This window comes from Methanosarcina baikalica (assembly GCF_031461075.1).
GTDB lineage: Archaea > Halobacteriota > Methanosarcinia > Methanosarcinales > Methanosarcinaceae > Methanosarcina > Methanosarcina baikalica.
Window position 1 is genome coordinate 1 of the sequence record NZ_JAVKPK010000036.1, and the last position, 15,312, is coordinate 15,312.

Genomic DNA, 15,312 nt, shown 5'->3' on the forward strand with positions numbered 1-15,312 from the left:
ATTTGTACCGTTGACGCCCGCCAACTATGCCATTCTTGTTGTGACTGGAACTATTACATTTTGGGCAATTCATGCAGAAATATAGGTTATAAGTATTATATATCTATTTTTGTTTACCAATGCCATTTATAAATATTTAATAGATATGAGGGGAGGTTGAAGCAACGATTTGTGTTAGCTTTTATTTGCTGGACGAGGATAAATTAGAACATTACAAAGAACTTGCGATTTTCCCTGAAGATGAGGAGATCCATCTGAAAACAATCGAAAAGCTGTGGGGAAAACTGCAGATTATGATTATTTCGATGTTGAAGACCTTTGCTAAAAATTGTTCAACCTGTCTCTTTTACAGACCTATGATGAGGATAAAAAGTCATAAAGCTTCATGTGATGAAAGACTACCTGAACAATAAAAAGCCGCAAAAAATCCTTTTGCCGCTAATTCTCTCCAGATGGTACTATTATTATCGCGGGAGAACATAGTGGCAGGGTATTTTTGCTATTTGAGAGGGGAAATTACGGAGAAAAGTAAGTCACATCTTCAAAGTGACTTCCAATAAATGAATTCTTCTTTTCCTTCGAGATTAAGAGATTTTCACTCTCCAGCTTGAAATTCTCTTTTAACTCTCTTCCCACAAGGTCCACAAGTATGAAACGTTTCTTTCCTTCTGGAGTACTTCAGTCTGCTGCGCAGATCTTTCTGTATGATCCTGCCTGCATGGCTATTATCTTTAAATAATTGGTAGAATAAAGGTAAAAAATAATCAGATTAAGATTTAAACCCTAAAATTAAGCTTTGTTTTCTAATCAATTGATTAATTGACCTCTAAATTTAAAATAACTCTCTTTTTGTCACTCTTTTTTGCAAGCATCTTTATTTCTTTTTCTGGCAATTAAGGGTATGTAAAGCGGTAAGCTGGGAAGCAGTATCGCCGCAACAGTAAATGGCTCATGAAGTAAAAATTAATCAAATACAAATCAAAAATGAACTGAAATTGATAATGTTACAAGGTATAAATATAAAAGTTACAATGGAGTGAAGAAATGAACAGATTAAAACTCAACTATTTTGTTGACCTTGCACTCTTCGTTCAATTTGCCTTAGTCGGTTTTTCGGGTATTTTATTGCTTTTAAATGGTCATGGTGTATCCCAATTGTGGAAGGGAATCCATGAGCAACTTGGGATCCTTATGTTAGTCTTCTTTGTTGTCCACATTGCACTTCACTGGAGATGGATAGTATTCACTACAAAGAATTTTTTCAGAATTGAACGGGAAATGAAAGCAGGTGAAGTTATCGAGGCGAACTATATGCCTGTGGATTAAGGTCAGTAGAAAGCAGGGAAAAGTCAGAAGTTTCGAGTATATAAATAAATAAATAAATAAATAAAGAAATAAAGAAATAAAGAAATAAAGAAATAAATAAATAAATAAATAAATAAAGAAATAAATAATCCGGATGTACAGAATTATCAGGGTCTACAAATAAGGCAAATAAATGGGGGAGTGTAGGGTCCTGAATTAACGCTCCTCATCTTTCAGGATCACAACATTCCCTCCCTCCATTCGAACTTCTCGACCATTCCTCTTCTCTTGAGGTCAACAATCATAAGGCTGTCTTTTACTTCGGAGCACTTCAGCCTGTTGCGCAGATTTTCTGGATAATTCTGCCTACCTGGCTATTGTCCTTGAGCTAATTGGCAAAATGAAGCTCAAAAATAGGCAGGTTAAGGTTTAAACTCTAAAATTAAGCTTTATTCTAATATAAATGGGCTACTTAACCTTCAAACATAAAATAAATCTCTTTTTCTCATTATTTTTTGCAAGTATCTTTATTTCTTTTTCTGGCAATTAAGGCTATGTAGAGGTAAGCTGAAAAACAGCATAACTGCGATGGTATGTGGCTGAAACAAAAATCAATCAAATGAGTTGTTATGTTTCAAAAATATAGAATAAATGTTTAAATGGAGTGAAGAAATGAACAGAATAAAACTTAACTATCTGGTGGACTTAGTACTCTTCGTTCAATTTGTCTTGGTTGGTTATTCAGGTCTTATAATGTTTTTCAACCACCGTGGTGCAGGCCCAATCTTGAGGTTGATCCATGATAAAGTTGGAATCCTGATGCTGGTCTTCTTTGTTATCCATATCGCACTCCACTGGAGATGGATAGTATGCACCACAAAGAACTTTTTCAGAAAAGATACGGAAATAAAAGAGTGTGAAGTTCTCTAAGTATTTGTAACGAAATAACTTAGGCAATAGATAATAGTTAAAGTTAAATCAGTGATCTTGCTCGTGAAAATTATTTAAAACATCCTTAAAAACTACCTATGTTATTTCGCATTGTCCTAAGTCAACTAATGTCTATGGATTAAGATCATAGAAAACAGGGAGGTCAGAGTTGTCGAATATCTAAATAGATCAAAATTATCGAAGATCCAAATTAATTATCTAGATGTTCAAAATTACCAAGGTTTACAAATCTGAAAAAATATAAGGAACGTAAAATCCTGAGTTTTAGCGCTCCTCATCTCTAAGGATCACAACATTCCCGCGCCCGCGCTTAAACTTCTCAATAAGTTCTCTCCTTTCAAGGTCAGCAAGCATGAGGCTGACTTTTCCTTCTGAATATTTCAGCTTGCTGCGGAGGTCTTTCTGGGTAATCCGACCTCCCTGACCTCTAATAATGTCCATGACCACCTGGAGGTCTGCGGGAAGCGGGAGCTTCTTTTTGGGAGCAGGAGTTCCAATTTCGGGACTATCTTCAGGTTCTTCAAGGGAAATAATTTCATTTTCTTCTTCCTCTTCTTCTGGCCCGGATTCCGCAAGTTCCGTTTCCAGTACCGGATATTCTTCTTTGCTTTCGGCCGGTATTTTCCTTTCCGATATTTTGGGTTCTGGTTCTGCTCCCGTCTCCATCAATATGATTTTGAGTTCTGGTTCTGCTCCCGGACTTGTTATTATGAGCTTGGGTTCTGGTTCTGTTTCTGGTCCTTTTACGTATACGGTTTCTTCAGTGTTTGCCTGGAAATCCGACCTAATTTCAGGCTCAATGCTTTTATCCGGCACTTTTACAGAAAGCTCATGCGTGTTTACTAGTTTGGAAGAGTTTCCTGTGATATGTTCTGTTTTTTCTTTCGGCGGGGTTTTCTCTATCTTTTTATGCTTCCTGGAAAGCTGGTAGCCGCCTGTAATTAGGATAAAAAAGGTAAGGGCTATTAGCATATAACTTACAGTTGAAGAATCAGCTCCGTTTTCTCCGGTGAGATTCAGGTTATTAGAATTATTTACCTCATCTATAGCTGTTTCTGTTAGCGGATTTACCTTATTCGAAGAAGAGTTTTCTGCACTTTCATTCAAGTTTGAAGAGGAGCCATTTACTTCGGAGCCGTCCATGAGTTCTTCGGAATAAACGGGAAGAAGCAGGAGATCGCGCACGTAATCTCCTTCACCTTTAATCTGGACAATTTCTTCTGCCGAATAGATAAGGGTGCTGTTCTGATAGTACCTGGCTGTAATAGAGTAATCTCCGGGTGCCAGTTTAAAGGAATAAAGGCCATATTTTGCCACCATTGATTGAGAGGGCGTGGAATTTACATCAACCACTGCATTTTCAAGAGGTTCGAAGGTATCCCAGCCGTATACTTCTCCGTGGATTGTGGCGGTGTTGTTGCTGTTTGCTATGGCAGGTACAACTAAAGCGAGTATGGCAGCAACGCAAATAATATAGAATCTCAGATTAATTTTCATCAGTAAATCCAGAGCTGCAATTTGGATTTTGTTATCCTTCCAGGTAATTTTTGTTCTTATATTTATTTCTTGAAGGCTATGGGTTTTCTATAATAAAGCTTCTTTTGTCCCATGCCTCCGGACCAACTCTGTTTTCTTCGGCAATATTGTGTTATTCAGACCTGGATTCCTGCAGAGTCTCAAAGGCCTCCGGACCAACTCTGTTCTCTTCGGCAATATTACTCTCTATTTTGTGCCCGGTTACTGTGTCATGATCCTCTTCATCAGATCCGAATTCATCGGGATTTTCTTCTTCTTCAAAGAAAGGGATCCCCCATTTTTCCTCTTTTATTAATTTGCCTGCATCCTCAACCCTGTATGTGCCGTTTCCCATGAAAGTCGAATATCCTTCTCCAGATGCAGTAAGGGTAATGTTTGTGCCGCTAAGCATTATTGCCTTAAAAGAATCGGAGATGTTCACGTCAGCAGACTGTATATTGTACACGAGTATCTTATCCTGCATACCGGTTTTTTCTTCAAACGTATAATTCCCTTTTATATCTATTTCGGAATCGGGAGATATCTCCGGTATTGCCATCAATCCATTTTCCAGGTGAATGTTCAGGTCAAAACTGCCTGCAAGAAGAGCTTTTCCGTTTCCTGTAGCAGTGAGTCGGGATGTGCTGTTGAGCTCTTCGCTCCCACGCATCATGTACCTTAATTCCTCGAAAATCTCTTTCAGGACATGATTCGCTTGAATCATACTCTTTTGAGACCTGATCAAATTTTCTCTTTCATCACTTTCGGATAAACCGTTTTCTGAATCTGTAGTTGAGCTGTTGTTTCCTTTGTCGGCAGCTGCAAGGGCTCTGTATTCTTTGGCTTCCTCTAAAAGGCGGTTATATTCCCCAAGTAAGGCTTCAAGTCTGCTAACATCCTCACCCTCGGCTTTGAAACGCTGAATTCCTTCTTCAAGCCGCGTGGAAATAATTTCTGCCTTCTCTATATTGCTGTCGAGAAGGGATGTTGCATATCTCAGAGTCTCGATGGACTCAGAGTCTAAACGATGCCCTTTGTAAAACGGATTGTGAGGATGCACACCTGGTATCTCAGGGCTTCCATGACCCGTATAAGGATAAAATATACTCCTGTACAGATCTCCTGGAGCTTTATAAGTAAGAGGCTGGTTTTCCCTATCAACACAGCCTGAGATCAGGATAATTCCTGCAAATATAAGGAGCACGGACAGAAATTTGATTTTCATACTGGGCCACGTCCTGTTGAAAGAACTTAATGCTGGACTGTACTTGTTCTCTTGATTCATATATTTTAATATTTGGTTATATTTTGAAATTTCTCTTGAAAAGGATATAATCGCCGCATAAAAGTGGGAGGCTTATAATAAATTTCATGACAATTCGGGGATTTTCTGTCCCTCTAAACTTTCGGAGATGTTTTGCCATAACTTCATTAACATAAAAGAAGTTTCCGGGTTCTTTTTTACAGGCAGAAGGACGATTACTTTTTCCACTGCCTCATAAACCTTTATTTCCCTTCCTTTCCTGCTCCATTTTATGTGCCTTACTCTGATCATTCCGGCTTCAAGGAGCGAGTCCAGATTATATTTAAGAGTGTTCAGGCGCACCTCAAGCTCATCTGCAAGGTCTCCTGCCGACATCGACTTCTTATTAAGCAATTTAAGAATTTTGATTGAGGTCTCATTTGAAAGAAGCCGGGCAATTTTTCTGGAATCTTCGGAAAGCTGCAAAATCAGCAATTTTTCCTCCGGGTTATCAGGCATTTTTATCCCTGTTACATTTTCTAATGCTTATATAAAGTTCGTTTAAGAGCTGAAAGGTCAGTCAGGAATACACCGAGCGGATCTTGCAGGCTTATTCTACATATGGTTTCCTCGATGTGTTAACCGTTTCTACATGCACGTACACAGCTGTGTACTATCATAGCATATTTTGGGATTTTTTGGGGTGGATGTTACTGCTCGATGTGTTCCTGACTGGAGATGCTATATCTGGATTTAAAGATAAAAGCATACTTACTTTTTCAGTTCTATTATAGGATTAAATTTCTAATTTACGCTTTAAAAGAAGCTATTTTTAGATTTAATCCTTTATCACTCTTATTTTTTCTATATAGGGGGTTCGCTTCCCTTTAAAAGTCTTTAATGGAATTATAATAAACTCCAGCTGAATTTTCCACGATAACAAACCCCTATACCTCTTTTATTAAGGGATACGATGTTTAACGAACCCATTAAGTATTAATTATGCGATTTAAGGTTTCTTCTGAAATTTAAGGTTTAAATAGGCTTATTTTTTTAAATTAAGCCTTTCGAATATCTTTATTTCTGCAAGTAATTTTATATTTAAGCCAGTATATTTCAGAATTGTCAACCGGCGAATAGCCGATAAGACAATTAGAATAAAGAAGGACTTACTCAGTTGAACTGAGAAAAAGTAGCATGAGACTTTAAAATGTTTAAATTATCATATTTGCAACATCTCACTCGTGCTTTATTTTGCTTATCAAATGTGTAAGTCCTATAAATACTTAAAAAATTGCCAATAGTCATACCAAATTGATCTGGGCGATTAATTGGCATAATCTGGTATAATCTCTTTCCGTAGCATATCTGCGGCGGGGAGTGAATTGAAAAATAGACCGTCTAAAATTACATCAAATTAGACAAATTAAGGAGTGGGCATAATGGGAAAGCAAATATTTGGCAGAATAAAAAAGATACTGTGCCTTTTGATGTTAGTCTTTTTTGTAATGTCAGTAACAGCTGCGTCAGTAAGCGCAGCTCCGCAAAAGAATGAAAAGCAGTGGGGCGACGAGAAGAAGAAGTGGGATAACGAACAGAGAAACTGGGAAAACGAACAGAGAAATTGGGGTAACGAACAGAGAAATTGGGATAACGAGAAGAGGAAATGGGATAACGAGAAAAAGAAATGGGACAACAATAAGAAACATGGCGACGATTACAGAAAATGGGAAAGCAATTATAAGAAATGGGAAAGCAATTACAAGAAATGGAAAAACAACCATAAGAAATGGGAAAACAACCATACAAAATGGGAAAATAACCATAAGAAATGGGAAAACAATTATAATAAAAGATAACAGACGGTGAAAACTGGCTGTAAAAAACTGATTACGACTGATTCCTCCAATCCCTTATTGGATTCCAAAAGCAGTAAGATCCTTAACCAATTGTGTTAAAGGGTCTTTTTGATTAGACTTACGCAGTTGAGAAGCAAAATAAAGCATGAACAGGCTATCATAAATATCGTGAATTAGACTATTTGAAGTTTCATGTTACTTTTCTCAGTTCAACTGCGCAAGTTCTAACAAATGAATACATTTTTTTGGTTCAAAGATACGGAGCTTAAGGGTCCTAATAAGTATTAAAGAGGTCTTTTAAGGTTTGTTCTGGAATATAAAGTCCAAAAAAGCTTATTTATTAAATTTAATTTCTTTAATATCCTTATTTCTGAAAGTATGCTTATATTTAAGCCAGTTAATTTTAGGACTGTCAACAGGCGAACAGCCGAGACACACGAAAAAAAGAAAATACGGTAATTAACGGAGGTACGTTATGAAAATAAAAACATTAAAATTAATTTCCCGTTTTGCGATGGTATTGATTGTATTGAGTATCATCCCAGGGGCTTTTGCTTCAGAAAACGGAGCTCAAACAAATTCGGCTGATCAGAGTTATGAGCTAAGATCTGGTCCAGCAGGGAATATAACTGACGAAAATTTCACAGATGTTCAGGCAAACATCCTTGACTCGGTTAGTAAAAAAATTACCGAGCTCCAAAGCTTCTATACCAATGTAAGCGAAGCATCCAGTGCATCCGATCTTCAGGAAGTTTTGTCCAGTCAGAGGCCGACAAATGAATGTATGGGACCTGATGGAATGAACGGGGGCCCTGGAGAAATGCACATGGGACCCGGCAGAATGCCTGGATTATCCGGCCTCGACAGGGTTGAGAACGTTACTGATGACAATTTCACTGATGTTCAGACGGAAATCGTTGAATCCCTTGGAAATATGACTCAAAGGCTAGAAACTGAACAGACCAACCTTACGGAAGCCGGAGATGACAACAGGACTGAAGAACTCGGTGAAAGAATCGCTGACCTTCAAAATTTATCCACTAACGTGAGTGAGGCTTCGACTGCAGCGGAACTGCAGGAAGTAGTATTCACCTATATGAAGAGCGAGGCTGTTGATTCACTCGAAAAAGAAGTTGAACACCTTCAGGCTAAAGTAAGTGAGAGCGAGAACACAAGTGATGAGCTCAGCAGCAGGATCACAGAACTCACTTCCCTGATAGAAAATGTTAACGGAGCTGAGTCCCTTGAAGATCTCAAGGAGATCATGTTCTCTTCTCGGGGAACGCCTGGAATGGATGCCGGCGAAGGTCCGAGGTCTCATGGCGAGCATGGAGGATGTAACTGCCTTTTTGATCGCCCTGGCAAAATGCAGGATAACAGTACTGACAACAGTACTGAAGCTTAATCTTTAACAGCTTTGGATGCCATGAAAAGGAGATGGGGAGTAGAAAGGAGATGATATTAAGATGATTCTTCCCATTTCTTTCCCAGATATATTTGAGATAAGTTCCTGATCAAGCCCTACGTCTGAAAAACCCTACGTATGATTGTGTATTTTGAAGGTGAAATTTATGGAAGTTTTCACTAAAAAAATAATTCCCATTTTAATTACTTTATTAACCTTATTTAGTATAATCCCTTCTTTCGCGCTTGCCGAGGATCTAAATATTCCTCCTTCACCTGGCTCTGGAGACTCAGTTGATCAAATGAAGACTCGAATGACCGAATCACTAAACAATACTATAGAAACTCTGGAGAATTCAAAAGAAAATCTTACAAATGAATCATCCCTTGAAGCAGCCGAACAACTCACAACCAGTCTCAAGGCAATAAAGGAAAAGATCTCCAGTGCCGAAACCGAAGATGACCTTCTTCAGATTAAGCAGGAACTTGATGCATCGCTTGCCGCAGCTCCCGATGATATAAAAATCATTCTTCCTCAGAATATGGGTTCCAGACCAGGGATGCAGAACAGAAGTATGGGTCCCGGACCAGGGATGCAGAACGGAACTGAAAACCTTTCCCAGGGTTTTGAGAATGATTCCGAGAGGCGTCCTGAAATGATGACTAACAGGAGTCAGCCGCCAAAAGATGGAAATACAACACTGGAAGACAGTGGGATGCCAGGGCAGGGCCCTGAAGGTATGGAGGATAAAGGTAATCTTACGGACGAAAACGGTAAAGAAACGGCAGATGAATCCGGTTTCTTTGGAAAATTAGTCAGTGCTTTAAAATCTCTATTCAGCTAAACATGAAAAGAGCATGAGACCCCTTTAAAAAATCCGTCGTAAATGGAAGGTTTTTCTCTTCCTTTTGCAATTTTTTATGGTTTTTTTCACTAATTCTGCTCTTCACCTATTTTTTATTCAATGGCGGCAACATTAAATAGTACACAATTTGCCGTTCTTTGGGCATATCAACTGCTGGTGCTGACTGAAATGCAAAATAAAGTTGGGAACAAAAGAATTAATTTGGGAAATATTTTTAAAGAAACGATTGTCAAATTAGATTGGAGATTTTAAAAGCTAATTTGGTATCCTTCTGACGCATTCTCCATATTTTCGGCAGTAATATATGCAATTCCAGCATAGACCAGACATCTCAGGGAAAATTGATATAGAGAACAATATAATATAAAGGACATTATTGTCTATGTGACGGACATTATTGTTTGTGTGACTAATATCCATCGCCTTTGGCCATAGAATCTTTATGCCGACAATTTATAATTCCATATATATTTTTATATAATTCTGGTGTATTAATATATGTCCTTTTCGAAATAGGAGTCTTTTGAAAAAGGAATGTTAAAATATCTCGGATTTGAAGCAGTAATAAGCTCGCTATAATATTTTTATATCATATGAAATACTGAAGCTCAATAGAACGAGTTAATTGGCCCAGAATGCCAGATACGGAATGATAATATTTGGTCTCATACTTAACAATGGCTATTTAAGGTCTGTACGACTATGGCCACGAATAAAAAGTTATTGAATCAAAAGCATCAGTGCTAATTTTCTTTATTCAAGCGACGTTTAATTAAACAGATAATATATATTGACATTTAAAATAGATCAACAATTAAAATAGATCAACAATTAAAATAGATCAACAATTAAAATAGATCAACAATTAAAATAGATCAATAGTAATAATTCAAATTTATAATTGGTTCAGGTTAATAATTCCGGAGAATTTCCTTGAGTGGCACAAGCATTTTAATAGGCATTTTTTTATTGTACTGGTTCCTTGTCTCTGTTCTCAACAGAAGAGGCATTCTGGAGAAGTATAACATAAGCACCTTCGGGCCGCTTCCCATCCTTATGATCAGGACAACCAGGGGCCTTAAACTGCTGGATATTCTGGCCCGTCCAAAACGTTACTGGAGGAGCTTTGCAAACCTTGGAATCTTACTGATGTTTGCAGGCATGATTGCGATGTTCCTGATCATTGCCCTCTCGGACCTTGCGCTGTATACTTCTTTCCTTAATGGAAACGTACCAGCACCGGGAAAATATAATGCTCCAAGAAATATCCTGCTTATTCCTGGAGTAAACGAATTTATTCCCTTTACCTGGGGAGTTATTGCCCTCGTAGTTACTCTTGTTGTGCACGAGTTCTCACATGCTATTCTCTGCAGGGTTGAAGGCATCAAGGTCAAATCAATGGGTATTCTGTTTGCTCTAGTTCCGGTAGGAGGTTTTGCAGAGCCTGATGATGAACAGCTTTTCGGAAAGAAGGAAGAGACGAAAAGAGAACTTCCTCTGACAGCCACTATCGAGGAAATCGAAGAATGGGAAGAAAGAAATAAAATAAAGAGCGAAATTGAGGTATCCAAACCTGAGAAACCGGAATCTGGGCCGACAGTAACTGCTACAAGGACACAGAGATCCCGGATTCTCGCAGCAGGCGTCATGGCAAACTTCACAGTGGCTTTTATCGCTTTCCTGCTCTTTTTCGGGCCTGTACTCGGGGCAATTGCTCCTTTGAGTGATGCCATGATCTTAAGCGTAAATGAAAGTTCTCCGGCTGACCGGGCAGGGCTCCAGAAAGATATGGTGATTACGCAAATTAACAATACTAATGTTACCACAGCTGTGGATCTGCTAACATATCTTGAAACAACTAAACCTGGAGACACTGTCCGCATCCATGCCGTAAAAGAAGGTATTGCCTCTGTGCATGATTTAAAGGCCGCTTCAGTCCCTGAAGATTATGTTGGCGGAGTGGTCGTTGGAGGGGTTATTCCGGGAAGTCCGGCAGAAACTGCAGGAATTGAAACAGGGATGACAATGGTCCGGCTCAACAATACGAAAATGCAGAGTGTTGTAAGTTTCGTAAACTTTATGGAAACAACTCAGGCAAATCAGACCATACAGGTAGAGCTGCTGCCCCCTGAAAACTACACAGACAACCTCACTGAAAACGGCACTGTCGCTTTTAATGTGCAACTTTCTTCAAATCCCCCGCAGGGTGAACGTGGTTTCCTTGGAGTTCTCTACGGGAATAACGGAATCGCAGAGTCGCCTATGCTTGGAATCTCTATATGGATGCCACAGGCAAAGGCATATCTTGAAGCCCTTAAGCAAATTCCCTCCTTACTTGGAGTGCCTGCAGGCTGGATTATTCTTTTCGGACTTCCTATCTATGGATTTGCAGGTGAGGGATTCCGCGGTTTTTCAGGCACGATTATGCAGTTTTATCATCCCGTTGGCTGGGCAGAACCTCTGGGAATCGGGATTTTCTGGATTGCAAATACCCTGCTCTGGGTTGGCTGGCTTAACTTCTATGTTGGACTGTTCAATTGTTTGCCAGCAGTACCCCTGGACGGAGGACATGTATTTAGGGACTATATTTATTCCTTTGTGTATCGCCTTACCAGGAATGATTTGATGTCGGAAAAAATCTCAAACTCCATAACAGCGAGCTTTTCGATGTTGATCTTGTTCTCGTTTATGTTTATGATATTCGGGCCTTTCATAGGGCAATGGCTTTGATATAGAGATTGTCTTCATTAACCCGGGCCTTTACAAAAACCATAAGGCTTCGGGCTTACCTTCATTTTCTTCTTTACATTCAAGCCATTTCTTTCTCTTTTTCTCCCCTTTTATTCCGAATAATCAAGATTTCTGATCATGAAAATTATTTCTGAAACTCTTACTGATTGAGAATAAAACTGATTTGGGATGAACTCGTAAATATCTTGAATTTGAAACTGGTTAACATATGACCCAAATCTCACGACATATACAAACGATTAACCGCTTTTGCAATAGTACTTAGTATCAGGAATAATGTGTTTCCCAACAAAAACGTCATCAGTAAAAGATTACGAAAAAACAAGTTAACTGTTGAAAGTAGGTTTTAAGACCTTATTTCTCCGTATATTAACTATGAGAAAATTATCTTATAAAAAATTGCTCCGCATAAAATTATTCTGTTAAACTGTGAATGTGTATATCTATCAGCAACAGTTATAAGAAATTTCAGCACAATCTGTATCAGGAAAGTTCAGGCAGGACTTTAAAGATGTTTAATTCAGGGCGAAAGAAGATAAGTCTAAGAGCAAGATTTCGGAAGGCAATCCACAGGAATCCCCACATTGTATATAAAATAGCTGCTGTGTTCCTGCTTGTCCTATACATCCTGACTTTCGAGTATCTCATGGTCCTCGAGAACCAGCCCGAAAATGCAAACCTTGTAACTGCTATTTACTGGGCCACAACTACCATTGCAACGGTAGGCTATGGCGATGTGGTCTTTACTTCCTGGACAGGAAGAATTTTTACTATAATTATACAGGTTTTAGGTATAATTCTGATTTCGGGTTTTCTTGTGACTTATGTTGTCACTCCGTGGATGGACAGAGTTATCAAGTTCAGGCTGCCAAGAAAGGTCTCTTCAGGCATGAAAGATCACATAATTATCTGCGGATATAATCAATTGGTTGAAACCCTGATAGACGAATTGGCCGAGCAGGATATGTTATTCGTAATAGTAGAAGACGAAGAAGAGTTGATCAGGGAACTTGTTTATAAAAATATTCCCTGCATTTTTGGGGCTCCGAGCGATAAGCAGACGCTTACGAATGCTGGCATAGAAAAGGCCAAACTCCTTATTGCAAATAAATCTGATGAAAAAAATGCGAATATTGTTTTGACAGCCAGAGAGTTTCAGAATATCAACATTATTGCCGTTGTTGAGGACCGGTCTAACTCAAAATACCTCAAGTATGCAGGGGCCGATACTGTTGTCTCTCCCAAATGGATGTTCGGGCAGTTTCTCGGGAAAAAGGCAATAGACAGGCTTGTAAGCCGGGTTACGGGAGCAACTGAGATTTTTGAAGGAATCCATATCATTGAGTTTCCTGTCTATCTGAAAAGCCCTCTTATAGGCAAGACGCTTAAGGAAGTTTCCAGCCAGCAGCTAACGGGTGCAAAAATTGTAGGAACCTGGAAAAGCGGAACCTTGTCCTTTGACCCTAAGGAAGAAGATGTTGTCCGAGAAAATTCAGTTTTACTGGCTGTAGGAACCCGAGAGGAGCTTTCAAAACTGAAGAAATTGACGCATTGATCCGATATTTTAATATATATTATAAATTTTATTCATATGAACGAGTAGAAGACGGATGAATTTTAAGAAAACGAATTAAAACCGAGTTTAAAGAATATTATTTGTAGAATTTTGGGGCCAGGCATGGAGACAAAAGGACATCTAGTCTTACTGGGATATGGAGATGTCGGAAAAAGCATCGTAAACATACTCGCTGGAGGACCATTTCGTTTTATAGTCGTGGACTCTAATGAGAAAGTTTTTGAGAATGTTGATTTCGAACATTTAGTTGGTAACGGAGCGGATGAAGAAGTACTGATTGCAGCTGGAGTAAAAACAGCTTCTTTTGAATTTGTGGCTCTTAACGATGATACCAATGTTATTTTCGCAACTCTTATTTCAAGGAGCCTGAACCCGGAAATTACCATTGTGGCAAGGGCAAATTCCGTAAAATCCATAGACAAGATATACAAGGCAGGAGCAGATTACGTTGGATCTCTTTCCATAATAGCTGGCCAGCTGCTTGCCAAAATGACTGCAAATTGCGTGGGGAAAAGCTGTAGACTCGATGAGGACATAATGCTTTACGATGGCATAGAAATTGAAAAACACCGCGTTGAAAAGGGTTCTTTCCTTGACAACAAGTCAATAGAAGATCTTGATCTCGAAAGACAGATCGGCTGTACAATAATAGGCATCGAACGCGGAAAACTCATCATAACTACTATTAAAAGGCAGACTACAATAAAGGCAGGAGACATGATCGCAGTTGTGGGGAGCAGTAAGCAGATTTCCGAGTTTAAGGAAAGGTATCTTGATTAAAACCCTAATTTGACAGAAGCATACATTTTTAATGTATAAATGGGCTTCATGCTTCTGTTTTCTACATACAATTCAAATTTATATCTTGTGTTTATTGATTTTTGACATTTTCATTTTACAAAAATGTAATGTGTCGATGCAACGTGTTTTTTGTAAGAAAATACTGTATTAATTAGCAGGATCTGTCACATTAGGGTTAAAAGGCTGCATTTTTAAAACTTATTTAACTCTTTGGGGGAGAATATATCACTTAAGACATATTATAATAAATAAGGAACTTGCCTCGTTTAAGATGTGATAATATGGAGAATTTGTCTACAGGGATCGAAGGATTGGATATGTTGATGGACGGGGGGTATCCTAAGGGAAAGAGCATCCTGGTTACCGGCCCGCCAGGTTCCGGAAAAACTATCCTCGCGCTCCATTTCCTTCACAGGAGTTGCAAGGAAGGCAAGAAATGCATAATGATCCTTACAAGGGAACTTACGGAGGATATCATCAGCCAGTCCCAGAACCTCAACCTTGATCTCAAGCCTTTTCTGAAAAGCGGGCAGCTCAGTATCAGGAATATCTTTGAAGATAAGATGAATAAAATCAAAAGTGTTTCGAAATTCGGGAAAGGGCTCTGTGCTGTGGATACGGATATAATCGAATATCTCAATTCGATGTCTCCTGAAGTCGATGTTGTGGTCATCGACAACATCGGGGTAATGGCTATAAGCCATGATATTAGAGAATTTGCCGATGAATTCAGCTCGATAAGCATTATCCTTCTAAAAAGTGGATGTACAAGCCTTTTCGTTATGGATGAGGATTCTTACGACCTGACCCACAGGCTTACCGGCTATATGGTTTTCGGGCTTCTTCGGCTTACAACGCAGGAGAATTTCAGCTCTGGAAGGACAAAGAAATACCTTTACATAGAAAAAATGAGAAATAAGGCTGTTCCGGTCAAGTATTCCTTGTTTGACATTACCCCGGACGGATTGAGAATAATTACAGGTATGAAGTGACCTTCCTCAGGCCTTTTATTCATTTCCTCAACCTAATACTTTATTAAAA

General features: G+C 38.8%; 14 protein-coding genes. 10 read left to right on the forward strand and 4 right to left on the reverse strand.

The annotated features are described in order from the left end of the window. A partial coding sequence (locus tag RG963_RS09760) for a transposase-like zinc-binding domain-containing protein (protein ID WP_449566836.1) occupies nucleotides 1-73 on the reverse strand: 73 nt, incomplete at its 3' end. Between the two features lie 112 nt (nucleotides 74-185). Here RG963_RS09760 and RG963_RS09765 point away from each other — a divergent pair. The 3 genes from RG963_RS09765 (at nucleotide 186) to RG963_RS09775 (ending at nucleotide 2,235) form a co-directional block, all read left to right on the forward strand. Further along, entirely contained in the window at nucleotides 186-413 is a 228-nt protein-coding gene (locus RG963_RS09765; protein ID WP_310576080.1) for a hypothetical protein, read from the forward strand. Nucleotides 414-1,044: 631 nt separating this feature from the next. Further along, the gene (locus RG963_RS09770) at nucleotides 1,045-1,326 is read left to right on the forward strand and encodes a DUF4405 domain-containing protein (RefSeq protein WP_310576081.1); all 282 of its coding nucleotides are present in this window, start codon (nucleotides 1,045-1,047) and stop codon (nucleotides 1,324-1,326) included. A gap of 651 nt (nucleotides 1,327-1,977) precedes the next feature. Continuing rightward, nucleotides 1,978-2,235 (forward strand): DUF4405 domain-containing protein, encoded by a 258-nt coding sequence (locus RG963_RS09775; RefSeq protein WP_310576082.1) that lies wholly within the window; start codon nucleotides 1,978-1,980, stop codon nucleotides 2,233-2,235. Nucleotides 2,236-2,520: 285 nt separating this feature from the next. On the opposite strand, the gene RG963_RS09780 is transcribed toward RG963_RS09775, so the two are convergent. The 3 genes from RG963_RS09780 to RG963_RS09790 form a co-directional block, all read right to left on the reverse strand. Next, nucleotides 2,521-3,753 (reverse strand): helix-turn-helix transcriptional regulator, encoded by a 1,233-nt coding sequence (locus RG963_RS09780; protein ID WP_310576083.1) that lies wholly within the window; start codon nucleotides 3,751-3,753, stop codon nucleotides 2,521-2,523. A 151-nt stretch (nucleotides 3,754-3,904) separates the two neighbouring features. Further along, nucleotides 3,905-4,996 (reverse strand): hypothetical protein, encoded by a 1,092-nt coding sequence (locus RG963_RS09785; protein WP_310576085.1) that lies wholly within the window; start codon nucleotides 4,994-4,996, stop codon nucleotides 3,905-3,907. A gap of 144 nt (nucleotides 4,997-5,140) precedes the next feature. Beyond that, a complete protein-coding gene (locus RG963_RS09790) occupies nucleotides 5,141-5,533 on the reverse strand; it encodes an ArsR/SmtB family transcription factor (protein WP_310576086.1) in 393 nt (130 codons plus the stop codon). Between the two features lie 923 nt (nucleotides 5,534-6,456). On the opposite strand from RG963_RS09790, the gene RG963_RS09795 reads away from it, so the two are divergent. From RG963_RS09795 to RG963_RS09825, 7 genes are all read left to right on the forward strand, one after another. Further along, on the forward strand, nucleotides 6,457-6,873 hold the full coding sequence (locus RG963_RS09795; protein WP_310576087.1) for a hypothetical protein: 417 nt from the start codon (nucleotides 6,457-6,459) through the stop codon (nucleotides 6,871-6,873). 475 nt (nucleotides 6,874-7,348) lie between these two features. Then, the gene (locus tag RG963_RS09800; protein WP_310576088.1) at nucleotides 7,349-8,278 is read left to right on the forward strand and encodes a hypothetical protein; all 930 of its coding nucleotides are present in this window, start codon (nucleotides 7,349-7,351) and stop codon (nucleotides 8,276-8,278) included. Nucleotides 8,279-8,591: 313 nt separating this feature from the next. Next, a complete protein-coding gene (locus RG963_RS09805) occupies nucleotides 8,592-9,122 on the forward strand; it encodes a hypothetical protein (protein WP_310576089.1) in 531 nt (176 codons plus the stop codon). A gap of 954 nt (nucleotides 9,123-10,076) precedes the next feature. Next, a complete protein-coding gene (locus RG963_RS09810; protein ID WP_310576091.1) occupies nucleotides 10,077-11,873 on the forward strand; it encodes a site-2 protease family protein in 1,797 nt (598 codons plus the stop codon). Nucleotides 11,874-12,405: 532 nt separating this feature from the next. After that, entirely contained in the window at nucleotides 12,406-13,449 is a 1,044-nt protein-coding gene (locus tag RG963_RS09815; protein ID WP_310576092.1) for a potassium channel family protein, read from the forward strand. A gap of 123 nt (nucleotides 13,450-13,572) precedes the next feature. Next, nucleotides 13,573-14,250: a potassium channel family protein gene (locus tag RG963_RS09820; RefSeq protein WP_310576093.1), complete on the forward strand. Its 678-nt coding sequence runs from the start codon at nucleotides 13,573-13,575 to the stop codon at nucleotides 14,248-14,250. Between the two features lie 302 nt (nucleotides 14,251-14,552). After that, nucleotides 14,553-15,263 (forward strand): RAD55 family ATPase, encoded by a 711-nt coding sequence (locus tag RG963_RS09825; protein ID WP_310576094.1) that lies wholly within the window; start codon nucleotides 14,553-14,555, stop codon nucleotides 15,261-15,263. Nucleotides 15,264-15,312 lie beyond the last annotated feature (49 nt).